The sequence below is a fragment of the Pseudomonas sp. Soil_N_39 genome, assembly GCF_057655955.1.
The window spans coordinates 37,673-59,701 of the sequence record NZ_JBDGLI010000028.1 but is presented as its reverse complement, the minus strand read 5'-3'; the positions used below and the strand labels follow the sequence as shown (position 1 = coordinate 59,701).

Annotated in this window: 20 protein-coding genes; 14 read left to right on the top strand and 6 right to left on the bottom strand. The window is 60.5% G+C overall.

Annotated elements, in window-relative coordinates; all coding sequences use genetic code 11:
• Positions 1-834 precede the first annotated feature (834 nt).
• Genes AC3A5O_RS27635 through aroC form a run of 3 tightly spaced genes read right to left on the bottom strand, consistent with a single transcriptional unit; the run spans position 835 to position 3,686 of the window.
• Positions 835-1,380, bottom strand: a complete 546-nt coding sequence (locus AC3A5O_RS27635; RefSeq protein ID WP_487753969.1) for an acireductone dioxygenase — start codon at positions 1,378-1,380, stop codon at positions 835-837.
• A gap of 34 nt (positions 1,381-1,414) precedes the next feature.
• The gene (locus tag AC3A5O_RS27630; RefSeq protein WP_487753968.1) at positions 1,415-2,560 is read right to left on the bottom strand and encodes an MFS transporter; all 1,146 of its coding nucleotides are present in this window, start codon (positions 2,558-2,560) and stop codon (positions 1,415-1,417) included.
• A gap of 34 nt (positions 2,561-2,594) precedes the next feature.
• Positions 2,595-3,686 (bottom strand): chorismate synthase, encoded by a 1,092-nt coding sequence (aroC, locus tag AC3A5O_RS27625; protein ID WP_060741135.1) that lies wholly within the window; start codon positions 3,684-3,686, stop codon positions 2,595-2,597.
• 143 nt (positions 3,687-3,829) lie between these two features.
• Between aroC and AC3A5O_RS27620 the strand changes: the two genes are divergently transcribed.
• Complete coding sequence (locus AC3A5O_RS27620) at positions 3,830-4,795, top strand: alpha/beta hydrolase (protein ID WP_487753967.1); 966 nt, start codon at positions 3,830-3,832, stop codon at positions 4,793-4,795.
• 109 nt (positions 4,796-4,904) lie between these two features.
• The gene (locus AC3A5O_RS27615) at positions 4,905-5,693 is read left to right on the top strand and encodes a hypothetical protein (RefSeq protein WP_487753966.1); all 789 of its coding nucleotides are present in this window, start codon (positions 4,905-4,907) and stop codon (positions 5,691-5,693) included.
• 241 nt (positions 5,694-5,934) lie between these two features.
• On the opposite strand, the gene prmB is transcribed toward AC3A5O_RS27615, so the two are convergent.
• On the bottom strand, positions 5,935-6,843 hold the full coding sequence (gene prmB / locus AC3A5O_RS27610) for a 50S ribosomal protein L3 N(5)-glutamine methyltransferase (protein WP_487753965.1): 909 nt from the start codon (positions 6,841-6,843) through the stop codon (positions 5,935-5,937).
• 254 nt (positions 6,844-7,097) lie between these two features.
• Between prmB and AC3A5O_RS27605 the strand changes: the two genes are divergently transcribed.
• From AC3A5O_RS27605 to AC3A5O_RS27585, 5 genes are all read left to right on the top strand, one after another.
• On the top strand, positions 7,098-7,688 hold the full coding sequence (locus AC3A5O_RS27605; RefSeq protein WP_122566987.1) for a cysteine hydrolase family protein: 591 nt from the start codon (positions 7,098-7,100) through the stop codon (positions 7,686-7,688).
• Positions 7,689-7,818: 130 nt separating this feature from the next.
• On the top strand, positions 7,819-8,139 hold the full coding sequence (locus tag AC3A5O_RS27600; RefSeq protein WP_053124023.1) for a hypothetical protein: 321 nt from the start codon (positions 7,819-7,821) through the stop codon (positions 8,137-8,139).
• A 73-nt stretch (positions 8,140-8,212) separates the two neighbouring features.
• Positions 8,213-8,770: a Smr/MutS family protein gene (locus AC3A5O_RS27595; RefSeq protein WP_003204497.1), complete on the top strand. Its 558-nt coding sequence runs from the start codon at positions 8,213-8,215 to the stop codon at positions 8,768-8,770.
• A gap of 82 nt (positions 8,771-8,852) precedes the next feature.
• Entirely contained in the window at positions 8,853-9,398 is a 546-nt protein-coding gene (gene folE, locus AC3A5O_RS27590) for a GTP cyclohydrolase I FolE (protein ID WP_003204506.1), read from the top strand.
• A gap of 104 nt (positions 9,399-9,502) precedes the next feature.
• Entirely contained in the window at positions 9,503-9,874 is a 372-nt protein-coding gene (locus tag AC3A5O_RS27585) for a glutathione S-transferase N-terminal domain-containing protein (RefSeq protein ID WP_305471260.1), read from the top strand.
• A gap of 153 nt (positions 9,875-10,027) precedes the next feature.
• On the opposite strand, the gene AC3A5O_RS27580 is transcribed toward AC3A5O_RS27585, so the two are convergent.
• Complete coding sequence (locus tag AC3A5O_RS27580; RefSeq protein WP_305482322.1) at positions 10,028-11,194, bottom strand: aminotransferase-like domain-containing protein; 1,167 nt, start codon at positions 11,192-11,194, stop codon at positions 10,028-10,030.
• 81 nt (positions 11,195-11,275) lie between these two features.
• Here AC3A5O_RS27580 and AC3A5O_RS27575 point away from each other — a divergent pair, with 81 nt between their 5' ends.
• The 5 genes from AC3A5O_RS27575 to AC3A5O_RS27555 all read left to right on the top strand — a co-directional run bounded on the left by AC3A5O_RS27575 (position 11,276) and on the right by AC3A5O_RS27555 (position 19,682).
• Entirely contained in the window at positions 11,276-11,713 is a 438-nt protein-coding gene (locus AC3A5O_RS27575) for a MarR family winged helix-turn-helix transcriptional regulator (protein ID WP_212799458.1), read from the top strand.
• A gap of 333 nt (positions 11,714-12,046) precedes the next feature.
• On the top strand, positions 12,047-13,396 hold the full coding sequence (locus AC3A5O_RS27570; protein ID WP_122566984.1) for an NCS2 family permease: 1,350 nt from the start codon (positions 12,047-12,049) through the stop codon (positions 13,394-13,396).
• A 62-nt stretch (positions 13,397-13,458) separates the two neighbouring features.
• On the top strand, positions 13,459-14,088 hold the full coding sequence (locus AC3A5O_RS27565) for a LysE family translocator (RefSeq protein ID WP_122566983.1): 630 nt from the start codon (positions 13,459-13,461) through the stop codon (positions 14,086-14,088).
• Positions 14,089-14,212: 124 nt separating this feature from the next.
• Entirely contained in the window at positions 14,213-17,938 is a 3,726-nt protein-coding gene (locus AC3A5O_RS27560) for a calcium-binding protein (protein WP_487753964.1), read from the top strand.
• A 109-nt stretch (positions 17,939-18,047) separates the two neighbouring features.
• A complete protein-coding gene (locus tag AC3A5O_RS27555; RefSeq protein WP_487753963.1) occupies positions 18,048-19,682 on the top strand; it encodes a hypothetical protein in 1,635 nt (544 codons plus the stop codon).
• 93 nt (positions 19,683-19,775) lie between these two features.
• Here the strand turns inward: AC3A5O_RS27555 and uraH are convergent, their stop codons facing one another.
• Positions 19,776-20,129: a hydroxyisourate hydrolase gene (gene uraH, locus AC3A5O_RS27550; RefSeq protein WP_122566981.1), complete on the bottom strand. Its 354-nt coding sequence runs from the start codon at positions 20,127-20,129 to the stop codon at positions 19,776-19,778.
• A gap of 413 nt (positions 20,130-20,542) precedes the next feature.
• On the opposite strand from uraH, the gene puuE reads away from it, so the two are divergent.
• Both puuE and uraD read left to right on the top strand, forming a co-directional pair.
• Positions 20,543-21,484: an allantoinase PuuE gene (puuE, locus tag AC3A5O_RS27545; protein ID WP_487753962.1), complete on the top strand. Its 942-nt coding sequence runs from the start codon at positions 20,543-20,545 to the stop codon at positions 21,482-21,484.
• On the top strand, positions 21,481-21,996 hold the full coding sequence (gene uraD / locus AC3A5O_RS27540; RefSeq protein ID WP_122566979.1) for a 2-oxo-4-hydroxy-4-carboxy-5-ureidoimidazoline decarboxylase: 516 nt from the start codon (positions 21,481-21,483) through the stop codon (positions 21,994-21,996). The genes puuE and uraD overlap by 4 nt, the downstream gene beginning before the upstream one ends.
• Positions 21,997-22,029: the final 33 nt, after the last annotated feature.

The window sequence follows — 22,029 nt, the reverse complement described above, 5'->3', positions numbered from 1 at the left end:
CGTGGGCCCGCCGCGAAGGGCCATCCATGGCCCAGCGCGGCTATCCCGGCATCCATGCCGGGATGCCCACTCCACAACACCTTCGTTCAGCCATCGTGGTTAACGGGGCGCCCGAGATCAACGTCCACCACGAGGCGGCCTTATAGCCGACCTGGTTCTGGGTGATCGCGTTTCTCCTGTGGGAACGGGCTTGCTCGCGAAGGCGGTGTGTCAGTTTGTGGTAATGCGGGATGTGCCGACCTCATCGCGAGCAAGCTCGCTCCCACAGGGATCTTGGGTGTTCATGGGTCTTGTGTTCACCGCAGGCCCACTGTGGGGGCGAGCCTGCTCGCGATGGCGGTGGGTCAGTTTGCGATGATGTTGGATGTACCGGCCCCATCGCGAGCAAGCTCGCTCCCACATGTTTTGCGGTGTACATGGATTTTTGTGCCCGCCAAAGATCCAATGTGGGAGCGAGCTTGCTCGCGATGGCGGTGGCTCAGCCACATAGATGCCAGCATGTGCCCCGCTCTTGCTCTTGCTCTTGCTTTGGCTCTTGATTTGGACGCCCCGTTAAACCACGCTGGCCGAACGCAGGCATTGCGCAGTGGGCAACCCGGCATGGATGCCGGGTTAGCCGCGCTGGGCCATGGATGGCCCTTCGCGGCGGCCCACGGAGCAATGCCTGCGTTCGGGCATGCCGAGCCTAAGCGAGGCACCAAGTGGTGGGGCAAAGCGCTTTTGGTTACTTTTGGCGCTCTTCCAAAAGTGACCCGCCGTAAGGGCGGAACCCTAAGTAGCCGTTACCGCAGCAACGGATATACACACAAAAACTCATGGCAGCACTGACGCGAATCAATCCTCCAAGCGCGGAAACCGGCAAGCAATATCATCCCCGGTGAGCTCAGCAACCACCCCCTGCGAATCACCAGACAAACGAATCGAAACAAAATGCGGCCGCTCCCCCCCGTCAAACCAATGCGGCGTACCACCAGGCACCGTGATCAAGTCATTCCTCTCACACAACACCGCGTAGACATAATCGCCAATGTGCAGGTTAAACACCCCCCGACCAGCTACGAAAAATCGTGCCTCATCCTGGTTATGGCGACGCTCCTCAAGCAACTCAGCCTGCGGCTCGACCTGTTCCGTGTGATCGCTGCTGACACTGACCACATCGACCGCAACATAACCGCGCTCAGTCATCACCCCATCGATCCGAGCCTGGTAAGCCGCAATAATCTCCTCCTCACTAGCCCCAGGCTGAATGTTCGCCGCCGCTTCCCAGCGATCAAAGCGAACACCTTGCTCAGCCAAGGTCGCGGCAATGTCCTCAAAATGAGTCAACACCTTGTTCGGAATATCAGGGCTCGAAACGTGATAGACGGACAGGCTACTCATGACAATGGCTCCAGCAAATTAACGGTTCGAAGGCTCATGGCCGGTCCTCTTGCATACGTGTCGCAATGATAACGGCTGCCGCGAAGGCCGCGAGGCTGGCAAGACTGAACGTCCAACTGGCGCCCAGGGCGTTCCAGCTGTACCCGGAGTACAACGCGCCCAAGGCCCCGCCCGTGCCGGCCAACGCTGCATACAGCGCCTGCCCCTGGCCTTGCTGGCGAGGGCCGAAGCTGCGTTGCACGAAATGGATGGCGGCGGCGTGAAAGCTGCCGAAGGTCGCCGCATGCAGCACCTGGGCAAACAACAACACCCAGAGAAACTCGGCCAGCGAGCCCAACAACAGCCAGCGCAACGCCGCCAACAGGAAACTCGCCAGCAGTACCCGGCGCACGGAAAACCGCGCCAGGATCCGACTCATCAGCAGGAAGACCAACACTTCCGCCACCACACCGACCGCCCAAAGCATGCCGATCAAGCCGCGGCTGTAGCCCAGGCGTTCGAGGTGCAACGTCAGGAAGGTGTAATACGGCCCGTGGCTCACCTGCATCAGGCCCACGCAGGTGTAGAACGCCAGTACACCAGGGTTGCGCAGTTGCCGCAGGAAGCCCTCCCCCGCGACTCGCGGCCCCTGCAGTGGCTGGGCGTTGGGCACCCAGAAGCTGGCGAGGACGATGCCGGCCATGATCAACACCAGCGCCAGCGGGTAGATGTCCAGGCTCAGCCATTCGAACAAACGACCGAGCACGACCACGGTGATGATGAAGCCGATGGAACCCCACAGGCGGATCTGGCTGTAGCGTGCGGCCTGCCCGCTCAAGTGGGCCAGGGTGATGACTTCGAACTGCGGCAACACGGCATGCCAGAAGAACGCATGCAGCGCCATGACCATCGCCAGCCAGGCGTAGCTTTTGTCGATGAAGATCAGCGAGAAGGTCAGCAGCGTACAGATCGCGCCAAAGCGCACGATCGCCAGGCGTCGGCCGGTGTAATCCCCCAGCCAGCCCCAGATGTTCGGCGCCACGCAGCGCATCAGCATCGGGATCGCCACCAGCTCGCCGATGCGCGCCGCGTTGAAGCCCAGGTGATCGAAATACAGCGCCAGGAACGGCGCCGTCGAACCGAGCAGCGCGAAATAGAACAGATAGAAGCTGGAGAGCCGCCAGTACGGCAGTGCCGCCATGGTCGTCAGGCCACGGCGGCTGGCAGGCCGGCCATCAAAGTTGTCCCAGCACCGGGGTGCTGACGCGGACGTCGGCGTTCTGGCCGCGATGACGCAGCAGGTGATCCATCAGCACGATGGCCATCATCGCTTCGGCGATGGGCGTGGCACGAATGCCGACGCACGGGTCGTGACGGCCCTTGGTGATCACATCCACCGGGTTGCCATGGATGTCGATGGAGCGTCCCGGCGTGGTGATGCTGGACGTCGGCTTCAAGGCCAGGTGCGCCACGATCGGCTGGCCCGAGGAAATGCCGCCGAGGATGCCGCCGGCATTGTTGCTGAGGAAACCGTCCGGGGTCAGTTCGTCACGGTGCTCAGTGCCGCGCTGGGCGACGCAGGCGAAACCGGCGCCGATCTCCACGCCCTTCACCGCGTTGATGCTCATCAGCGCGTGGGCCAGCTCGGCGTCGAGGCGGTCGAAGATCGGCTCGCCCAGGCCCGGCATCACGCCTTCGGCCACCACGGTGATCTTCGCGCCGACCGAATCCTGGTCCCTGCGCAGTTGGTCCATGTAGGCCTCGAGTTCCGGCACCTTGTCCGGGTCGGGGCAGAAGAACGCGTTCTGTTCCACCGAATCCCAGGTCTTGAACGGTATTTCGATGGGGCCCAACTGGCTCATGTAGCCACGAATCACGATGCCCTGGCTGGCCAGGTATTTCTTGGCAATTGCCCCGGCCGCCACGCGCATGGCGGTTTCTCGGGCAGAGCTGCGGCCGCCGCCACGGTAGTCGCGCTCACCGTATTTATGGTGGTAGGTGTAGTCGGCGTGGGCCGGGCGGAACAGGTCCTTGATGGCCGAGTAGTCCTTGGACTTCTGGTCAGTGTTGCGAATCAGCAGGCCAATGGCGCAGCCGGTGGTGCGCCCTTCGAACACGCCGGACAGGATTTCGACTTCATCGGCTTCCTGGCGCTGGGTGGTGTGGCGGCTGGTGCCGGGCTTGCGGCGGTCGAGGTCACGCTGCAGGTCGTCCAGGGAAATCTCCAGGCCCGGCGGGCAGCCGTCGACAATGGCGACCAACGCCGGGCCATGGCTTTCGCCCGCGGTGGTGACAGTGAACAGCTTGCCGTAGGTATTGCCGGACATGCAGGGTGCTCCGTGAAAAACGCTGAGAGACTCAACCTTGGATTCGTAGTGGGCGCCAGTATACGCAGGCTCCCCGCGTAGTTCATCCTCGAACCTTATCGGCGACCACCAGTCCAACCGGCACCTTCGCAACTAATGGCGTGATGATGTTAAAGCTGCTTGCCTTAAGCCTTGCCGTGTTCACCGGCCTGTTTTCCTGCCTGGCCCAAGCCACGGTGCTGCAACGCCCGATCAGTCTCGACACCGGCAGTGGTGAGCTTTTCGGCTCGTTGTTGCTGCCCAAGTCCGACACGCCCGTGCCGGTTGTCCTGATCATTTCCGGGTCCGGTCCTACGGATCGCGACGGCAACAACCCCGAGGGCGGGCGCAACGACAGCCTCAAGCGCCTGGCCTGGGTCCTGGCCAGGCACAACATTGCCAGCGTGCGCTATGACAAACGCGGTGTGGCCGCCAGCCTCGCGGCGACACCGGACGAGCGCAACCTGAGCGTCGAGGCCTATGTGGCCGATGCCGTGGCCTGGAGCCACAAGCTCGCCGCCGATCCACGCCTGGGCCCGTTGATCCTGCTGGGCCACAGCGAAGGCGCGTTGATCGCCAGCCTCGCGGCGCCCCAGGCCAACGCGGCGGCGGTGATTTCGCTGTCCGGCAGTGCCCGGCCGATCGACCAGGTGCTGCGCCAACAACTGAGCAACCGCCTGCCACCACCGCTGATGTTGCGCAGCAATGAGCTGCTCGACAGCCTCAAGGCCGGGCAGCTCGACAACAACGTGCCGGCGCAATTGCAGGTCATTTTCCGCCCCAGCGTTCAGCCCTACCTGATCTCGTTGTTCCGCCAGGACCCGGCCCGAGCCTTCGCCGCGTTGAAGATGCCTGCCTTGATCATCCAGGGCAGCAACGACATCCAGGTCAGCGTCGATGATGCCCGGCAGTTGAAAGCCGCCAAGCCCGACGCCGAGCTGGCGCTGATCGAGGGCATGAACCACGTGATGCGCATCGTGCCCAACGACGTGAAACGGCAACTGGCCTCCTACAAAGACCCTAACCTGCCCCTGGCGGCCGAGCTCGGTACGCGGATTCTGCGTTTTATTGACTCGTTAGCCGCCCGTTAAGCGGTTTTAGTCGCAACTAGCCCTCCAGTCCTGGCAAAAACGGCCGATAGCACTGTGTCGGATAGCGCAATGGCTACCGACCCGCCGGCCTGGACAGGACTTTGCCGTTATGACTGAAACTCAAACTTCCCCCGACACCGCTGCCGAAGCCCCCGCCTCGTCTGCGGTGGAGCTGCCGTGGGCCGACGTGCACACCGAGCATCACAAGATGCTCCGGCTGGCGCCGCTCAAGACCGACCGCGCCACCGGTGTGCGGCCGCTGCGGTTTGTCGAGTTCAGCTACGTCGAGCGCCACAGCAAGGAGCGCAGCCTGCTGCGCATGACCATCCAGTTGCCGAACCAGCGGGTGCGCAAGGAACAGAATCACCTGGACGTCTGGGCCGACCACGTCGAAAAACGCCTGACTTTTTCCCCGGACAACCTGCAAGTCGAGCCGTTGAACCGTGGCATCGGCCGTTTCCTGGCGGCCCAAGGTATTACCTGGGCCAAGAAACGCTGGTCGGCCTACCAGGTTGAAGGCTCCGACCTGGATAACAAGGACGCCCTGAACGAAGACACTCGCCTGCGCCGCGACCGCTTTCTCAAGGCCCAGGGTTTCGAGGTGGCCTACGCCGATGCCCAACACCTCAAGGGCAGCATCAAGCCGGCCCAGGTCGGCGATTTGATCGGCGACTGGAACACCGAGAAGCTGCAGTTCGTGACCATCCTCGAAGCTGCGCAGATGCTGCAACAAGCCGAGCAGAACCTGGCGGAACAGGAAGTCAAACTCAAGCAGCAGGAAGAAAAGGTCACCAAGTTCAAGCGCGAAGACACCGGCCTGCGCTTCACCATCACCTGCCTGGTGGCTTTCGCCATGTTCCAGGCGGGGTTGCTGATCTGGATTGCGACGCGGCATTGAACCCAACAGCGCGTGAGTAACCCTGTGGGAGCGAGCTTGCTCGCGATAGCGGTGAATCAGTCAACTTCCATGCTGCTGATCCGACGCCATCGCGAGCAAGCTCGCTCCCACAGTAGGGTTGCGGCGGAAAAATGCGGACAATCCCGTGGCGAGGGAGCTTGCTCCCGCTCGGCTGCGCAGCAGTCGTAAATCTGGCAAGTACTATTTTGAGCCTTTGAAGCCACAAAAGCGGTCGCAGCAATCAAACCCGCGAAGCAAACACCGCCTGATACTGGCGGCACTGCTCGGCACTGAGCATAAACACGCCATGGCCACCACGCTCGAAGTCGAGCCAGGCGAAATCGACTTCCGGGTACAGCGCCTCGACGTGCACCTGGCTGTTGCCCACCTCGACAATCAACAGCCCTTTCTCGGTCAGATGATCGGCCGCCTCGGCCAGCATCCGGCGAACCAGGTTCAAGCCGTCGTCGCCACAGGCCAGGCCCAGCTCCGGTTCGTGCTGGTACTCCTGCGGCATGTCGGCGAAATCTTCCGCATCAACGTAGGGCGGGTTCGACACGATCAGGTCGAAACGTTGCCCCGGCAGACCTTCGAAACCATCCCCCTGAACGGTGAACACGCGCTCGTCGACGCCGTGGCGCTCGATGTTCTGGTTGGCCACTTCCAGTGCTTCGAACGACAGGTCGGCCAGCACCACCTCGGCCTCCGGGAATTCATAGGCACAGGCAATGCCGATGCAGCCGGAACCGGTGCACAAGTCGAGAATCCGGGTCGGTGCCTGGCCCAACCAAGGCTCGAAACGGTTTTCGATCAGCTCACCGATGGGCGAGCGCGGAATGAGCACGCGCTCATCGACGATGAACGACATTCCGCAGAACCAGGCCTCACCCAACAGGTAGGCCGTCGGGATGCGCTCGGCAATGCGCCGACGCAGCAGACGCTGCACATGCACCAGTTCTTCGTCTTCAAGACGGCAGTCCAGGTAGCTGTCGGCGATTTCCCACGGCAGGTGCAACGCACCCAACACCAGTTGCCGAGCTTCATCCCACGCGTTGTCGGTGCCATGGCCGAAAAACAGATCCTCCCCATGGAAACGGCTGACGGCCCAACGGATATGGTCGCGCAGGGTACGGAGACGGGAAGTGATCACGGCGGCAAACTCCAGAAAAATCGACGGGCGAGTCTACCAGCCAAACGCGGCCCCACCCAAACACGCCTCGATGGCGAACGAAAAGCGCTGGACCAATCGTAGGATTTATCCGTTTTTTGCACCGCCTATTGAACGAGACGAGCATCTTGACAAGGCTGTAGGCCAGCAACGGCGGCCCTTGCGATGGAAGCGATTCACAGAACCGCTCAGCCAGAGGACAATGTCGCAAAAGCCCCACTCGAAGGAGCCCCAGAATGTCCGTTCCAAAAACGATGTTTCAACTCAGCGGCCGTGGTTATGCAGCGGCCAATCTGAGTCAAGCGACCTTGATCATCATCGATGCCCAGAAGGAATACCTCGCCGGGCCCCTGGCCCTGAGCGGCATGGATGCAGCCGTCGCGAACATCAAGCAACTGCTCGGCGCGGCCCGTGCAGCCGGTCGCCCGATCGTGCATGTGCGCCACCTGGGCACCCATGGCGGGCTGTTCGATCCACAAGGCGAACGCGGGGAGTTCATTGCCGGCCTCGAACCCCTGAGCGACGAAACCGTGGTCGAAAAGTTGCTGCCCAGCGCCTTCCACGGCACCGAGCTGAAAAAGCGCCTGGAAGACTTCGGCCCCCTGGACCTGATCGTGTGCGGGTTCATGAGCCATTCCAGCGTCAGCACCACCGTGCGCGCCGCCAAGAACCTGGGCTTTCGCTGCACCCTGGTGGAGGACGCCTGCGCCACGCGCGATCTGCCGTACAAAGGCGGTGTCCTCAGTGCCGAGCACGTTCAGCAGACCGAAATGGCGATCATGGCCGACAACTTCGCCACCCTGGCCCTGACCCGCGACTTCATCTGATGCGCCTTGATGAGCGGCCCTCCCTGCCGCTCATCCGCAAAAGCCTCTCATTTGCTGCAATTACCCTAGCCTCAGGAACAACCCGAATATCTTCCGGTCGAAGGGCCGATACCCATTGAGGAAGGTCGGAATGAAGTTATCCGATGGTTTTGACGCACGTCGCTTGCGGCCCAAGGGCCCGAGCAACTGGCGGTTTCGTTTTGGCGCGGCGATCGCTGCGCTGCTGGCAACACTCGGTGTGCTGCTGGCCATGGCCGGTGCGGCCAGCTTGCTGGGCCGTCCACCCGCATTGGGCGAGTTGAATGCCACCCCACTGGGTTCGGCGATCATCCTGGCAGTCGGTCTTTTCGTGTTGCTGTTGGGCGTCTGGCTCTGGCGCCGCTGCCGCCGTCGCGCCCGCCAATCCCTGGAGCTGGCCATGGCTCCGCACCTGATGAAAAAGCACGACTGATCCGCCACTCGACGTTTTGTCGCGCCTGATCCCGCCAGAGTTGGGTAAACTGGCCGGCTTCGCGGAGGCTGACATGCAAGACGACGACTTTTCCCTGTTCAAAAGTGCGATCCAGGGCGTAAAACCGATCAAACACGACCGTGCCGAGACCGGCAAGCCCAAGGCCGATCGCGCGCAAATCGCCAAGCTGCGCCAAGCCGCCACCGTGCGCACCGACGCCACGACCGTGGACGGTTTGTCCGATCAATTCGTGATCGACGTCGGCCCGGAAGACGAGTTGATGTGGGCGCGCGACGGCGTCCAGGAAAGCCAGATGCGCAAGCTGAAGGTCGGCCAGATCCCCTTCGAAGGCAGCCTAGACCTGCACGGCATGAGCGTCGAAAAGGCCCGGGAAACCCTTTGGGCGTTCCTGGCCGAAGCCACCAAGTTCGAAATCCGTTGCGTGCGCGTCACCCATGGCAAAGCCGTGCGCCTGGACGGCAAGCGACCGATGATCAAGAGCCACGTCAACACCTGGCTGCGCCAGCACCCGCAAGTGCTGGGCTTCACCTCCTGCCAGGCGAAACACGGCGGCGCCGGGGCGGTCTACGTGATGCTCAAGCGCACCATGATGGAAGGTCGCGACGAGTAGCCCTCGCTTGCCGAGCTTGCAGCGCCGTGTCCGCCACCGTACCCTTGCCCTTTGCGTAAAATCCCATCCCACAGGTAGTTTCATGTCTCTGGAACAGAATTACACCGCGATTCTCGGCCAACTGGGCGAGGACGTTTCCCGCGAGGGCCTGCTCGACACGCCCAAGCGCGCTGCCAAGGCCATGCAGTACCTCTGCCGCGGTTATGAACAGACCCTGGAAGAAGTCACCAACGGTGCCTTGTTCAGCTCCGACAATAGCGAGATGGTGCTGGTCAAGGACATCGAGTTGTACTCGTTGTGCGAACACCACCTGCTGCCTTTCATCGGCAAGGCCCACGTGGCCTATATCCCGAGTGGCAAGGTGCTGGGGCTGTCGAAAGTCGCGCGCATCGTCGACATGTATGCCCGTCGCCTGCAGATCCAGGAAAACCTCAGCCGCCAGATCGCCGACGCGGTCCAGCAAGTGACCGGCGCCTTGGGCGTGGCGGTGGTGATCGAGGCCAAGCACATGTGCATGATGATGCGCGGTGTGGAAAAGCAGAATTCCTCGATGATCACTTCGGTGATGCTCGGCGAGTTCCGGGAAAACGCCGCCACTCGCAGCGAATTCCTCAGCCTCATCAAGTAACCCGTCGCTTGAAGAAAACCGGCGTTGATCGCCGGTTTTTTTTCGCCGGTGAAAAATCAGGTAAGCTGCGCGCCCTCTTCTTCCCTGCCGCGAGGCTGAATACCGTGATTGTCAAAGCGCTTCGAGTTGGCTTGGGCCAGCTCATTATCTTCATCGACTTCATCACCCGCCCCGGCAAGAAACAGCGCCCGGCCGCGGCCCAGGCCCAGGTCGACCAGGCCGCCCGCAGCCTGACGCTGTATCAATTCCACGCCTGCCCGTTCTGCGTGAAGACCCGCCGCACCCTGCGCCGTCTCAACGTGCCGGTGGCCCTGCGCGATGCGAAAAACAACGAACAGGATCGCCAGACGCTGCTGGAGCAAGGCGGCAGGATCAAAGTGCCGTGCCTGCGTATTGAAGAAGATGGCAAGACCACCTGGATGTATGAGTCCAAGGTGATTATTGAGTATCTGGATAAGCGGTTCTCTGCAGCCTGATGGTTTTGTGGTGGCTGGGAGGCCCCCATCGCGAGCAAGCTCGGCTCCCACAGTAGGCCTTGGTGAACGCTAGATTTGTATTCACCACCGTCCCCTGTGGGAGCCGAGCTTGCTCGCGATGGGGCCCGGACAGCCACCACAAAGCCCCTGATATCAAGCCGCTTTTACCGCCAACGCCTCCCGCACCACCCCCGCCAACCGCTTGAGCCCTTCATCCAGCCGCGCCGGATCAATGTGGCTGAAGTTCAAGCGCAGGTGCCCTGGATGCTGGTCCGGTTCAGGAAAGAACGGCTCTCCCGGCATGAACGCCACATCGGCTGCCAGCGCGGCGGCGAGCAAGGTACGGGTGTCCAACGGTTGCCTGAGGGTCAGCCAGAAAAACAATCCACCCTGGGGTACGTTCCAGTCCGCGATATCAGAGAAATGCTTTAGCAACGCCACCTGGAACCGATCGCGACGGTCCCGGTAGAAATCCCTCAATTCACTCAAATGGCTGCGGTACTGCTCGGTGCCGATCCATTGCAGCGCCTGCCACTGACCGATGCGATTGGTGTGCAGGTCCGCCGATTGCTTGAGCCGCAGCAGGTGCGGGAACAAATCCGGGCTGGCGATCAGATAGCCCACCCGCAGCCCCGGCAACAGGGTTTTCGACACGGTGCCGGTGTAGATCCAGCTGGCTTTCTTCAAGCGACTGACGATCGGCGTGGCACTGCCGCCATCGAACGTCAGCTCGCGGTAGGGTTCGTCCTCGATCAGGGTGACGCCGAACTCATCCAGCAAAGCTGCCACCGCGTCGCGCTTGGCCTCGCTGTAGCGCACCGCCGAGGGGTTCTGGAACGTCGGAATCAGGTAGATGAACGCAGGCCGATGCCGCTCCAGCCGGGCCCGTAACTGATGCAGATCCGGGCCATCGGCCTCCAGGGGCACGGTGATGCAGTCGGCGCCGAACAACTGGAAAATCTGCAGCGCCGCCAGATACGTCGGCGCTTCGAGCATCACTTCGGTGCCCACGTCAATGTGCAACTTGGCCGCCAGGTCGAGGGTTTGCTGGGAGCCGCTGACCACCAACACCTGACTCGCCTCACAGACCACGCCCAATGCCCGCGCCTGAGCCGCCAGGGCTTCGCGCAGGGCCGGTTCGCCTTCGCTCATGCCGTACTGCCCCATGGACAACGGCATGGCCGCCCATTCCACCTTCGGCAGCATGGCTTCGGCTGGCAGGCCGCCGGCGAACGACATCACTTCAGGGCGCTGCGCCGCCGCGAGGATTTCTCGAATCAAAGAACTTTTGAGGCGCGAGACACGTTCGGAAAAAGCCATGGGGTCACCTGTAGCGGGTCGCTGGAAGAATGAGTCAAACTGATTGACCGAAACTACTCCGACCCCTCTGGATACGTCAATATGCTTGACCTTAAAAACCCAACCTCCCAACAAATGGCCATGGAAGCGTTTTTCTTCGGTTATCAGGCGTTCACCGCCAAGGCCGATGAAATGCTCGAGCGTCGTGGGTTGAGCCGGGTCCACCAGCGCATCGTCTTTTTCATCGCCCGCTATCCGTCCTTGAGCGTGAAGGAATTGCTGGCCCTGCTCGGAGTGAGCAAGCAGGCGCTGAACATGCCGTTGCGCCAGTTGATGGAAATGCACCTGGTGAACAGCGTTGCGTCCGAGACTGACAAGCGTAAGCGGCTGCTGGAACTGACGGCCGAGGGCGAGCGGTTCGAGCAGGCGTTGCGGCGCGAGCAGGTGAAATTGCTGGAGCGGGTGTTTGCCGAGGCTGGGGAGGCGGCGGTGAATGGGTGGTTGGCGGTGAACCTGGCACTGGGCAAATCCAGTGACTGAAGGCACCTGATCCGACGCTATCGCGAGCAAGCTCGCTCCCACAGGGTTCATGGTTGAACCCAATTCTTGCATTCACCCCACCCCACTGTGGGAGCGAGCTTGCTCGCGATAGCGTCCGCATGGGTGATATATCCCTATCGCCAGACATTTCGTCGACAATACAGAAAACATTATTTGCATTATTTGTATACAAAAGCATAATTCGCTTCGTGCGAGTTCCTGACCAAAAGGTCAACATACTTCGCCAGCCTTACCTGCCTCAACGCATCGCGACCACCCCCAGGGCGTTTGCGGTGCTGGAAATAACAATAAGACTCTTGAGGAGTACTCGCTGTGGAAAGCCGCAAACCCGACGCCCGGACGCTGGACCTCTCGCCGCCACTACGCAGTGGCTGGCTGGAACGCCTCTTCAAACTCAGCTTGCATGGCACCACGGTGAAGACCGAGTTGATTGCCGGCCTGACAACCTTCATCACCATGGCCTACATCATCTTCGTCAACCCCAACATCATGGCCGACGCCGGCATCGATCACGGTGCCGCGTTCGTCGCCACCTGCATCGCCGCCGCCCTGGGCTGCCTGTTGATGGGCCTGTACGCCAACTGGCCGGTGGGCCTGGCACCGGGCATGGGCCTGAACGCCTTCTTCACCTACACCGTGGTCGGCACCATGGGCTACAACTGGGAAACCGCGTTGGGCGCGGTGTTCATTTCCGGTGTGCTGTTCATGTTCTTGACCCTGTCACGGGTGCGCGAGTGGCTGCTCAACAGCATTCCGGTGAGCCTGCGCTTCGCCATGGGCGCGGGGGTCGGGTTGTTCCTCGGGCTGATCGGCCTGAAAACCGCCGGGATCATCGTCGACAGCCCCGCCACCCTGATCAAGCTTGGCTCGTTGCGTGAACCCGGTCCGTTGCTGGCCGCGGTGTGCTTCCTGATGATCGCCGTGCTCAGTTATCACCGTGTGTTCGGGGCGATCCTGATCAGCATCATCGCCGTGACGCTGGCCGGTTGGGGCCTGGGACTGGTGCAGTACAACGGCGTCATGTCGACACCGCCGAGCCTGGCCCCGACATGGATGGCGATGGACGTGGCCGGGGTGTTCAACATCAGCATGATCAGCGTGGTGCTGGCCTTCCTGTTCGTGCACATGTTCGACACCGCCGGCACCTTGATGGGCGTTGCCCAGCGCGCCGGCCTGGTGAAGGCCGATGGCAAGATCGAGAACCTGTCCCGCGCCTTGAAAGCCGACAGCGCCTCCAGCGTATTCGGCGCCATGGTCGGTGTGCCGCCGGTGACCAGTTACGTGGAAAGCGCCGCCGGTGTGGCCGCCGGTGGCCGCACGGGGCTTACCGCCGTGACCGTCGGTGTGCTATTTATTGCCGCCATGTTCTTCGCACCGCTGGCCGGTATGATCCCGGCCTATGCCACGGCCGGGGCCTTGATCTACGTCGCCATGCTGATGATGGGCGGCATGGCCCACATCGAATGGGACGAACCAACCGACAGCATTCCAGCCATCGTCACGGCCATCATGATGCCCCTGACGTTCTCGGTCGCCGACGGTATCGCCCTGGGGTTCATCACCTATGTGGTGCTCAAGGCCGGCACCGGAAAACACAAGGAAATCTCCGTCAGCCTGTGGGTGCTCTGCGCGATCTTCATCGCCAAGTTCATCTTCTTGTAAGCGATACCGTATCCACCTGCCTCACCCCTCGGGTGAGGCTTTTGTACATCAGGAGCAAAGCAATGAATCTGGAAACCTGGCTGTTGTTCAGTGGCGCCGCCTTGGTGGTGATCCTCATCCCCGGCCCGTTGTCGTTGTTGATGATCGGCAATAGCCTGAACTACGGTCTGCGCCGCTCGTACCCGGCATTCCTCGGCGGGGTGATCGCATCGATCTGCCTGCTGAGCGCTTCGGCGCTGGGGCTCGGCGCATTGTTGATGGCCTCGGAGCAGTTGTTCAGCGCCCTGAAGATCGTCGGTGCCCTGTACCTGTTTTACCTGGCCTGGCAGAGCTGGCAGCAATCGCGCCAACCCTCCCAAGGCGCCGAAGTGCCCCAGGCCGCTGCCGTCCCGCGCTTTCGCGCCCTCTTCGGGCGGGCGTTCGTGTTGGGTGCGAGCAACCCGAAAGACATCCTGTTCTTCGCCGCTTTCCTGCCGCAATTTTTGAGCGCCGAACACGCGTTCCTGCCACAACTGCTGATCATGATCGCCACCTGGACCGTACTCGACCTGCTGTGCAAGCTTGCCTACGGCCTCGGCGCCCATGGCGCGGCGCGGTATTTGCGCACGGGCAGAGGCCAGAGTTGGTTCAACCGCATCAGTGCCGGGCTGTTTGGCGGCGCGGGCGCAGCGTCCTTACTGTCCAGCCACTGAGTACCGGTGACCTTTTTTGAGCCGCGGCGCTGGTAAAACGGCGCAACAACCCATTGATATACACCCGTCAGAAAAACACCTTACATAGAAGGCCATTCATTATCGTTGAACAAGGAAGTTCACAATGGCCAAGGTTTTTTACCCCGGTTCCGTTTCTCACGAGCACGCCGTCGTCGTGACGGATCTAGGCTTTGATGCCAATGATCATTCTGTCGAGACACTCGATTTCAAAGCAGGCAATGAAACCCTGATCGGCCCGGAACATAAGCGAAGACAAGCCCAACTCGAAGTGGTCGATAAACTGTATGGCCCGCTGCGTATCGGCTCCGTGACGGTGACTCGTTTAGCCCTGGATGCGCTGGGCGTAACGACCAATGGCCAGCCCCTGAACGGCGACAATACGTTTTTCCGCACCCCCAATCGTTTTTTCCTGAATACGTTGCGGTTCAACCCGGTTGATATCGAAACCCGTATAAAGCTGATCGACAACGCCAACGACTACCGCTTGCCAACACTGCTGTTCGAAATTGCCAGTGAGCGCTCCTCTATCGCCCCGCCGTTGCTCAATGACCCTCCTGAAACACAACCTGAATCAGCCCATTATCGAACCACGCTCGAAAAGCTTTTAAATTCTGCCCAAAAACTCAATACCGCTTCGCTTGCAGAAAAAACATTTAAGTGGGTAAACAGATCCAAGAGCAACATCCTGATTCCCACAGGGTTCGGACTCCAGGCCTTTGGCATCTACAGCGGCCTGCGTGGTTTGCAAGATGCCATCCGCAACAAGAACGGTTACCAGGCCGTCTTCAATGGGGCCAGCGTGAGTGCCGAGGTCGCCTCGATCGGTGTCGAGGCCGCGCTGACCCGGCAAGCCACGAACATGCTCAAGGCCGGCCAAAGTTCCCTCGGGAGTTTCGCCAAAACCTCGTTTGCCTTACGGCTGGGGCGTGGCAGCGGCTTGATTGCCAGCGTGCTGACACTGCCATTCGATATCGTCGCGGCCATCGACGCTTTCAAGGCTGCCGCCAACGCCACCGGCAATGAAGCCACGGATCATTACGTCAACGCCGCCTTGAGCATCACCAGCGCCGCCATGTCCGTGATGATCGGCGCAGCGGCATTGGCGGGTTTTACTTCCGCCGGCCCCGTGGGCCTTGCCGCGGGATTGATCCTCGCGGTTGGATCACAAGTCTGGGGGGCGATTCGTGAAGTCGATGAAATCGACAACTACATAGAACTCACCGTGCATGAGCGCCTGCGCACAGGTTGGTTCGCCTTCTGGACCATCAGCCCCGATGAAGCCATCCAGGAGCGCTATACCATCGCCAAGGCGACCGCTGAACACACGAAACAACTTCGGGCCAATGCCATGAAGTTATTGCAAGGCACCTTGAAAAACAGCACCGAAGCCATCGTAAACGGAAAGTTCAGCGTAGAACTCGAACAGGTGACTTACAACACTTGGAATTGGTGGACGGGAGAACGCTACCAGGCGACCCGAGTGCGCCCCAGGATCACGGACAGCGACGACTTCATCGATGCCCGCGACGGGGTCACTGCCGATACCCCCGGGGCCGTGCTGGGTACTTCGGCGGAACACAAAGGCATCCACTGGTATATCGGTGGTGGCAACGACACCATCATCGGTCCGAAAAGCAAACCGAACGTTTTCCATTACGGCGCAGGCGTTAAACAGCTGACCGGGGGTGAGAAAGACGATGTTTTCATTTTCGAGGGTTCAACGCAGAGCCTCACGGAAAACCCTCCTTCACCCAATCGACTAGTCGGTGGCGCAGGCAGTGACACCGTCATTTTATCCGGTCGCTCTCGGGATACCGAGGCACAACAGCTTGGTTATCACGTCGACCTGGAGGCTGGGCAGATCACCCTCATCACCCAAGCCAGCCAGGAAAAAGACACCGAGGACTATCGCCATGCGGTCCTGGAGAGCATTGAACACGTAGAAATACTGGAGGGGGGTCGCAACATCATCAAGGGCACCGCCGGCCCCAACATCATTAAATCCCGCGGCAACGATGCCATCGAGGCCGGTGCAGGCGATGACCAGATTTTCCTCCTGGGCGCCAACAACCGCGACGCAGACGGTGGGCCGGGCAACGACGTCTACGCCATCGCCCATAAACCGGGGCGCGTATTCATCAGCGAGGACGGCATCGGCAATAGCGTCATTGCTGTGGACTGGAGAGCCGACCTGATCGAAGGCTGGAAGATCGAAGGGGACAACCTGGTGGTGACCTCGGGCTTTGACGCAGATGACTGGCAACTGCGTGAAGTCATCATCAAAAAGGTCTACCAGCCCGACGACGACGTACGATACCTCCAGAACAACAAACTGACCTTCATCACAAAGGATGGCTATCACTTGGTGCCCGACCTGCCCGACACCCTGGAGCAGAGCCAGCCCCTCGCCATTGAAGCGGTCATCACCCAGCAGGGAACACCGCGCAGCCCGATTATCCTCAATAACCAGAAAACGCACCGGGTCGCACACGACAAGGACACGAGCTATTACCTGTCACGCCTTACCGTGGCGACGACGCTGCAGGTAACACAACGCAGCGACTTCACCACCACGGTGCATCTGGATTATGCCAGCACCGAGCTGACGCGGATCGAGGCCCATTACAACGTCCTGGTCACTCACGACGATGATGGTTGGGACACCGTAAAGTATGGGGAATGTGGCCTGACGATTTATTTCGGCTCACGCCACGTGGTCTTGAAGAACCTGGCCAGCTCCGATGAGCGTTACAGCGCGCAAGATACCCGCACGAAGCGACGTGCATTTTCCGCCCTGGGCTCGAACCATCTCGTTACGCTCATCATGAAGGACGGCGTGTCCTACCGCCTCGTCCAACCGACACCCGACTATGGCCTGCTACTGGACGAAAAATTCATTGGCCAATCGTCGGTAAACTGGAAAACCGACCTGGCATTGCCGCTCACGGCGACCCGAAAGCAATATGTCTATCTTCCTCCTTCGGACAAGCCCCCCTATTACATGCGCAACCGAGCCACCTGCGCCCAGCTCACCTCCCCCTCGGAGCAAACCGGCATTGAAGTCCTGATCGGCGAAGGCGCCACCTACCTGGTGCACCTGAGCCCGGACATGACGCTACGGTTATCCACACCCGGCGCCCTCGCGGGGGCCAATCCCCGGCTGCCCCAGGCCTCGACCTGGGAACTTGACGCTACGCGCCTGGGGCACGTCGAGATCAATCTTGCTTCCAACCGGTTGCAGCTGGGCACAACGATTATTCATCTCCCCACGTATGAGGCTGAAGACCTTGTCGACAAGATACGGGTCATCACCGCCCAAGGCGTCGTTCATGCAGTCGATACCCTGTTTGAACGGGTGTATGTCGAGGCGCTCGACGCTCGGTATTTCACTTTTGCGCTCGCCCCCTCAGCGGCATGGCCCAGCGAACTGGCCGCCTTCGCTGCCAGGGAATTGAGGGTGCTGAACATTGCCGTCAGGGACGGCACTCGCGGCGGTCTGACCTACAACCTGAAAACCCGCCAATGGACCCTTGAGACCGATAAGGCTCGCCCCATCGTTGCCCAGGACCTGAGAAAAACCAATCTTTGCGATCACCATCTCAGCCTCTACCAGGACTTGGCGCGCGAAGGCCTCAGCCAGACCCCGCCCGCAAACGATGGCGCACTTCGCTTGCTACGGGAGAAGTGCGTGGCCCTGGTGGAAAGCCTCACGCCGGGCAACTCAAAGTTCCTGGTGCAAACCCTGACGCTCAGCCTGGCCTTTGGAATGAGCGCGGCGCAATTAAGTGGGCTTCTTGCATTGCATGGGTTCTTACCCGCCTATTTATAGCCCCATATATATATGTACTGCACAGGCTTGAGCCGTTTCCAGGAACATCTCAAGCCAGTGACCTGTCGGTGCGTCAATCGCAAGGCAGGGCATGCTCCACGACGAATGAATGACTCATTCATCACTTTCCAAACCTGAAGGAACAGGAATCCCAATGAGCCCAAAACTAAACACCCGCCCCAAGCTTCCAACCTCGCCCCCCGACACGCCCCATTCAAGTCGCGATACGTCACCGGAAACATTGCCCAGAAGCCCCGCCCGAAGCGAGGGAGGCGACCTGGCCCCCGTCACGTCGCCCGGACGACAACCTGACGCCGCAGAACCCCAGTCCCCCACCATCCAGATAGCCGAAATCACCTCACAGGCACCCGGCCATGAGTCAACCACGGCGGTGCCGCTGGAGCACTATCTTCTTTCACCCGAACTGGTCCCCATGCTATCGGAGCCCGACGCAACCTCCGGCATCCGCACATTCAGGACACGTACCTATGTGGATCTAACGGAAGGCGGCACAGTGCTGCTGGGGCGCGATGCCGAGCAGAATTACCGGGCCCGACTAGGCACCGAACTCATCGCCTCCGGGCCACGCCTCGAACAAGTGGAAGGCAGCCTGCTGTGGCGTCTTGCGCACCGCGCCGAGCCGGATGCCGCTGACTCCATACTGACGATTACCCGCCGCAGACCGGCGGAAGATGAGCCCTCGGACGTCATTGAACCCAAGCGTCAGCACACGTCCCCTTCACCAAGCGAAGCCACCTTGGAGAGCGCCCCCGCCTTCGCTAAAAACTGGGGAATCGAGCCAAGGCTCACGGTACCCGACTTCCTGACCATAGACGGTGTTCACTACAAGGTAGTGACGCGCGCCGACGCCCGCGAGTATCCGATCGCCTACGTCCAGCAACCCACCCATTCACCGTATGATTTTGACGTACTGGAGGCGACCATCAGGCATACGCCCGACGAGCAACCCCGAAGCGCGATACGCGTGCCTCCTGACAATCGCTGGCAAATCGATGCGAGGCTGCCCTTTGACAAACCACTGACGGATTACGTCAGGGAGGCGTTTCCAGAAGTCACCACCGTCACCCTGGAAAATATCGCCAGAAAGCAATTTACCCTCGCCAACAGCTCGTCTTTTGCCGACGCGGCAGGCTTGACCGCGCTCCGGCAGATTTTCAGCAGTTGGAAAGACGGCACCCCGTCCCCGCACCCGGAATGGAGTGATCCATTATTGATGCTACCCGTGCTTCGCGCCGCTTCAGGCAGCGTCAGCAGCACTGCACGCTCGCTCGATCTGCCGAATCCAACGTCAAGAATGTCGTTGGATCGGCTGGATTTCGACCCTCAGCGATTCACCCAGCAGTGGGATTATTTCGTCATGACTTACTCCCCGTTGGACCTCAAGCGCTTCATGGCCAACCTCATGACCCGTAACGGCTATGCAGTCTTTGAACCCAATTCTTTCAATAGCTTTCCGGCGTTGGTATTCCGGCGCACAGGGCATGACTATGTATTTTTCATGAGCTTGCATCGCACCCGGATCCCGAAGATTTCCCTGCCGGCACACACCAGCCCAAACACAACCGGCATCAGCCTGGAAACCCAGGTCGGCGAACACGCCGCGAACGTTGTCAGGGAGGCCCACCAGAACAACAAACTCATCTGGCTCAAGGGCGGTTCGCAAATCCGGCCAAACCATCCGGACACCGTTTTCATCGTTCGGGATGATGACGCCAGGCTGTAAGTCCGCAGGCAAAAAAAGCCCGCAGTGTGAGCGGGCGAAAACCAAAGAAGCGCCATGCGCAGTCGCTTCCAGGAGAGGCAGCTGCTTGGGGGATCAGCTGCCTCGATAGGTGGAATAGGCGTAGGGCGAAATCAGCAGGGGCACGTGGTAATGCTCCTGCTCGGCCGAAATACCGAAGCGCAGCACCACCACATCCAGGAACGCCGGATCGGGCAGTTGGACGCCACGGGCGCGGTAGTAATCGCCGGCGTGGAATTGCAGTTGATAGACCCCCGAACGGTAGTCATCCCCTTGCAGCAGCGGCGCGTCGCAGCGCCCGTCGCTGTTGGTCAGCGCACTGGCGACACAGTGCAGTTGCGAACCTTCCACGCGGTACAGCTCGATCTTGATCGAGCTGCCCGGGCAGCCGTGTGCGGCATCCAAAACGTGAGTAGTCAAACGTCCCATTGCTTATGCGCGCCTCGCTGCACTGCAGTCCGGCCCGACGCCTCCTGAATCAGTTGAAAGACAGGCCGCACCGTTTCGGAGCACGAAACGCCACGGCGATGTGCGAATTAAGACACTTTAAAAGAAAATTGTACACAATAAAAAATAAACACTTCACCCATGGACTGAGCGACGGCGCGTCAGCCCCAGGCTCAAGCAAACCAAATGAATACAAGATCCTCCTGACGATTCACTGACCAAGTGGGCAGGTTTCTTGCAGTGTAGACAACACCAGGGACACAGTGAAAAATGCAGAAAATCAGGCTTACAAATCGCGCATAAAGTTGTATACAATCATTCCATCGTCGTGACGCCAGCCTGAAACACATCGCCAGGGCGCCACCTACATGGTTCGAACAAGAAGGAAAACTGCAGTGAGCGCTGACTACCCACGCGACCTGATCGGTTACGGCAGTAACCCTCCCCACCCCCAATGGCCGGGCAATGCCCGCATCGCGTTGTCCTTCGTGCTCAACTACGAAGAAGGCGGCGAGCGCAACGTCCTGCATGGCGACAAGGAATCCGAAGCGTTCCTTTCGGAGATGGTCGCGGCGCAACCGCTGCTGGGCGAGCGCAACATGAGCATGGAATCGCTGTATGAGTATGGCAGCCGTGCCGGTGTCTGGCGTGTCCTCAAACTGTTCAAGGAATTCGATATTCCTCTGACCATTTTCGCCGTCGCCATGGCCGCCCAGCGCCATCCGGAGGTGATTCGCGCCATGGTCGCCGCCGGTCACGAAATCTGCAGCCACGGCTATCGCTGGATCGACTACCAATATATGGATGAGGCCCAGGAGCGTGAGCACATGCTCGAAGCGATCCGCATCCTCACCGAAATCACTGGCGAGCGTCCGCTGGGCTGGTACACCGGCCGCACCGGCCCGAACACCCGCCGGCTGGTGATGGAGGAAGGCGGTTTCCTCTATGACAGCGACACCTACGACGACGACCTGCCCTACTGGGAACCGAATACCCCCAACGGCAAGCCGCACCTGGTGATCCCCTACACCCTCGACACCAACGACATGCGCTTCACCCAGGTGCAGGGTTTCAACAAGGGCGACGATTTCTTCCAATACCTCAAGGACGCTTTCGACGTGTTGTACGCCGAAGGCGCCGAAGCCCCGAAGATGCTTTCCATCGGGTTGCATTGCCGGCTGATCGGCCGCCCTGCGCGCCTGGCCTCCCTCAAGCGGTTTCTCGAATACGTCAAAGGCCATGAACACGTCTGGTTCAGCCGTCGTGTCGACATCGCCCGCCACTGGCAGCACGTCCACCCGCATCAAGGGGCTTCGAAACCAGGAGCGTCGAAATGACCGCCTTCCAGACCCTCAAGCCCTCCACCTTGAGCCGTGAAGCCTTCATCCGGGCTTTCGCCGATATCTACGAACATTCGCCATGGGTCGCCGAAAAGGCGTTTGACCTGGGCCAGGATCCCTCGATCGACGAGATCGAGACCCTGCACCAACGCATGAGCGACATCCTGTTGAGTGCCGATCACGCCAGCCAACTGGCGCTGATCAACGCTCACCCGGACCTGGCCGGCAAAGCCGCCGTCCAGGGCCAACTGACCGAAGCCAGCACGAACGAACAGGCCGGCGCCGGTATTCACCAATGCACGGCCGAAGAGTTTCAACGCTTCACCGAGCTGAACGACGCCTACAAGGCCAAGTTCAAGTTTCCCTTCATCATGGCGGTAAAAGGCAGCAACCGGCACCAGATCCTCGCGGCGTTCGAAACGCGCATCCATCACTCGGCAGACGCCGAATTCAAATGCGCCCTGGCAGAGATCAACAAAATCGCGTTGTTCCGATTACTGACCCTTTAGCGAGCAGTCCTGAACCCAGGAACCTGCAAGCAT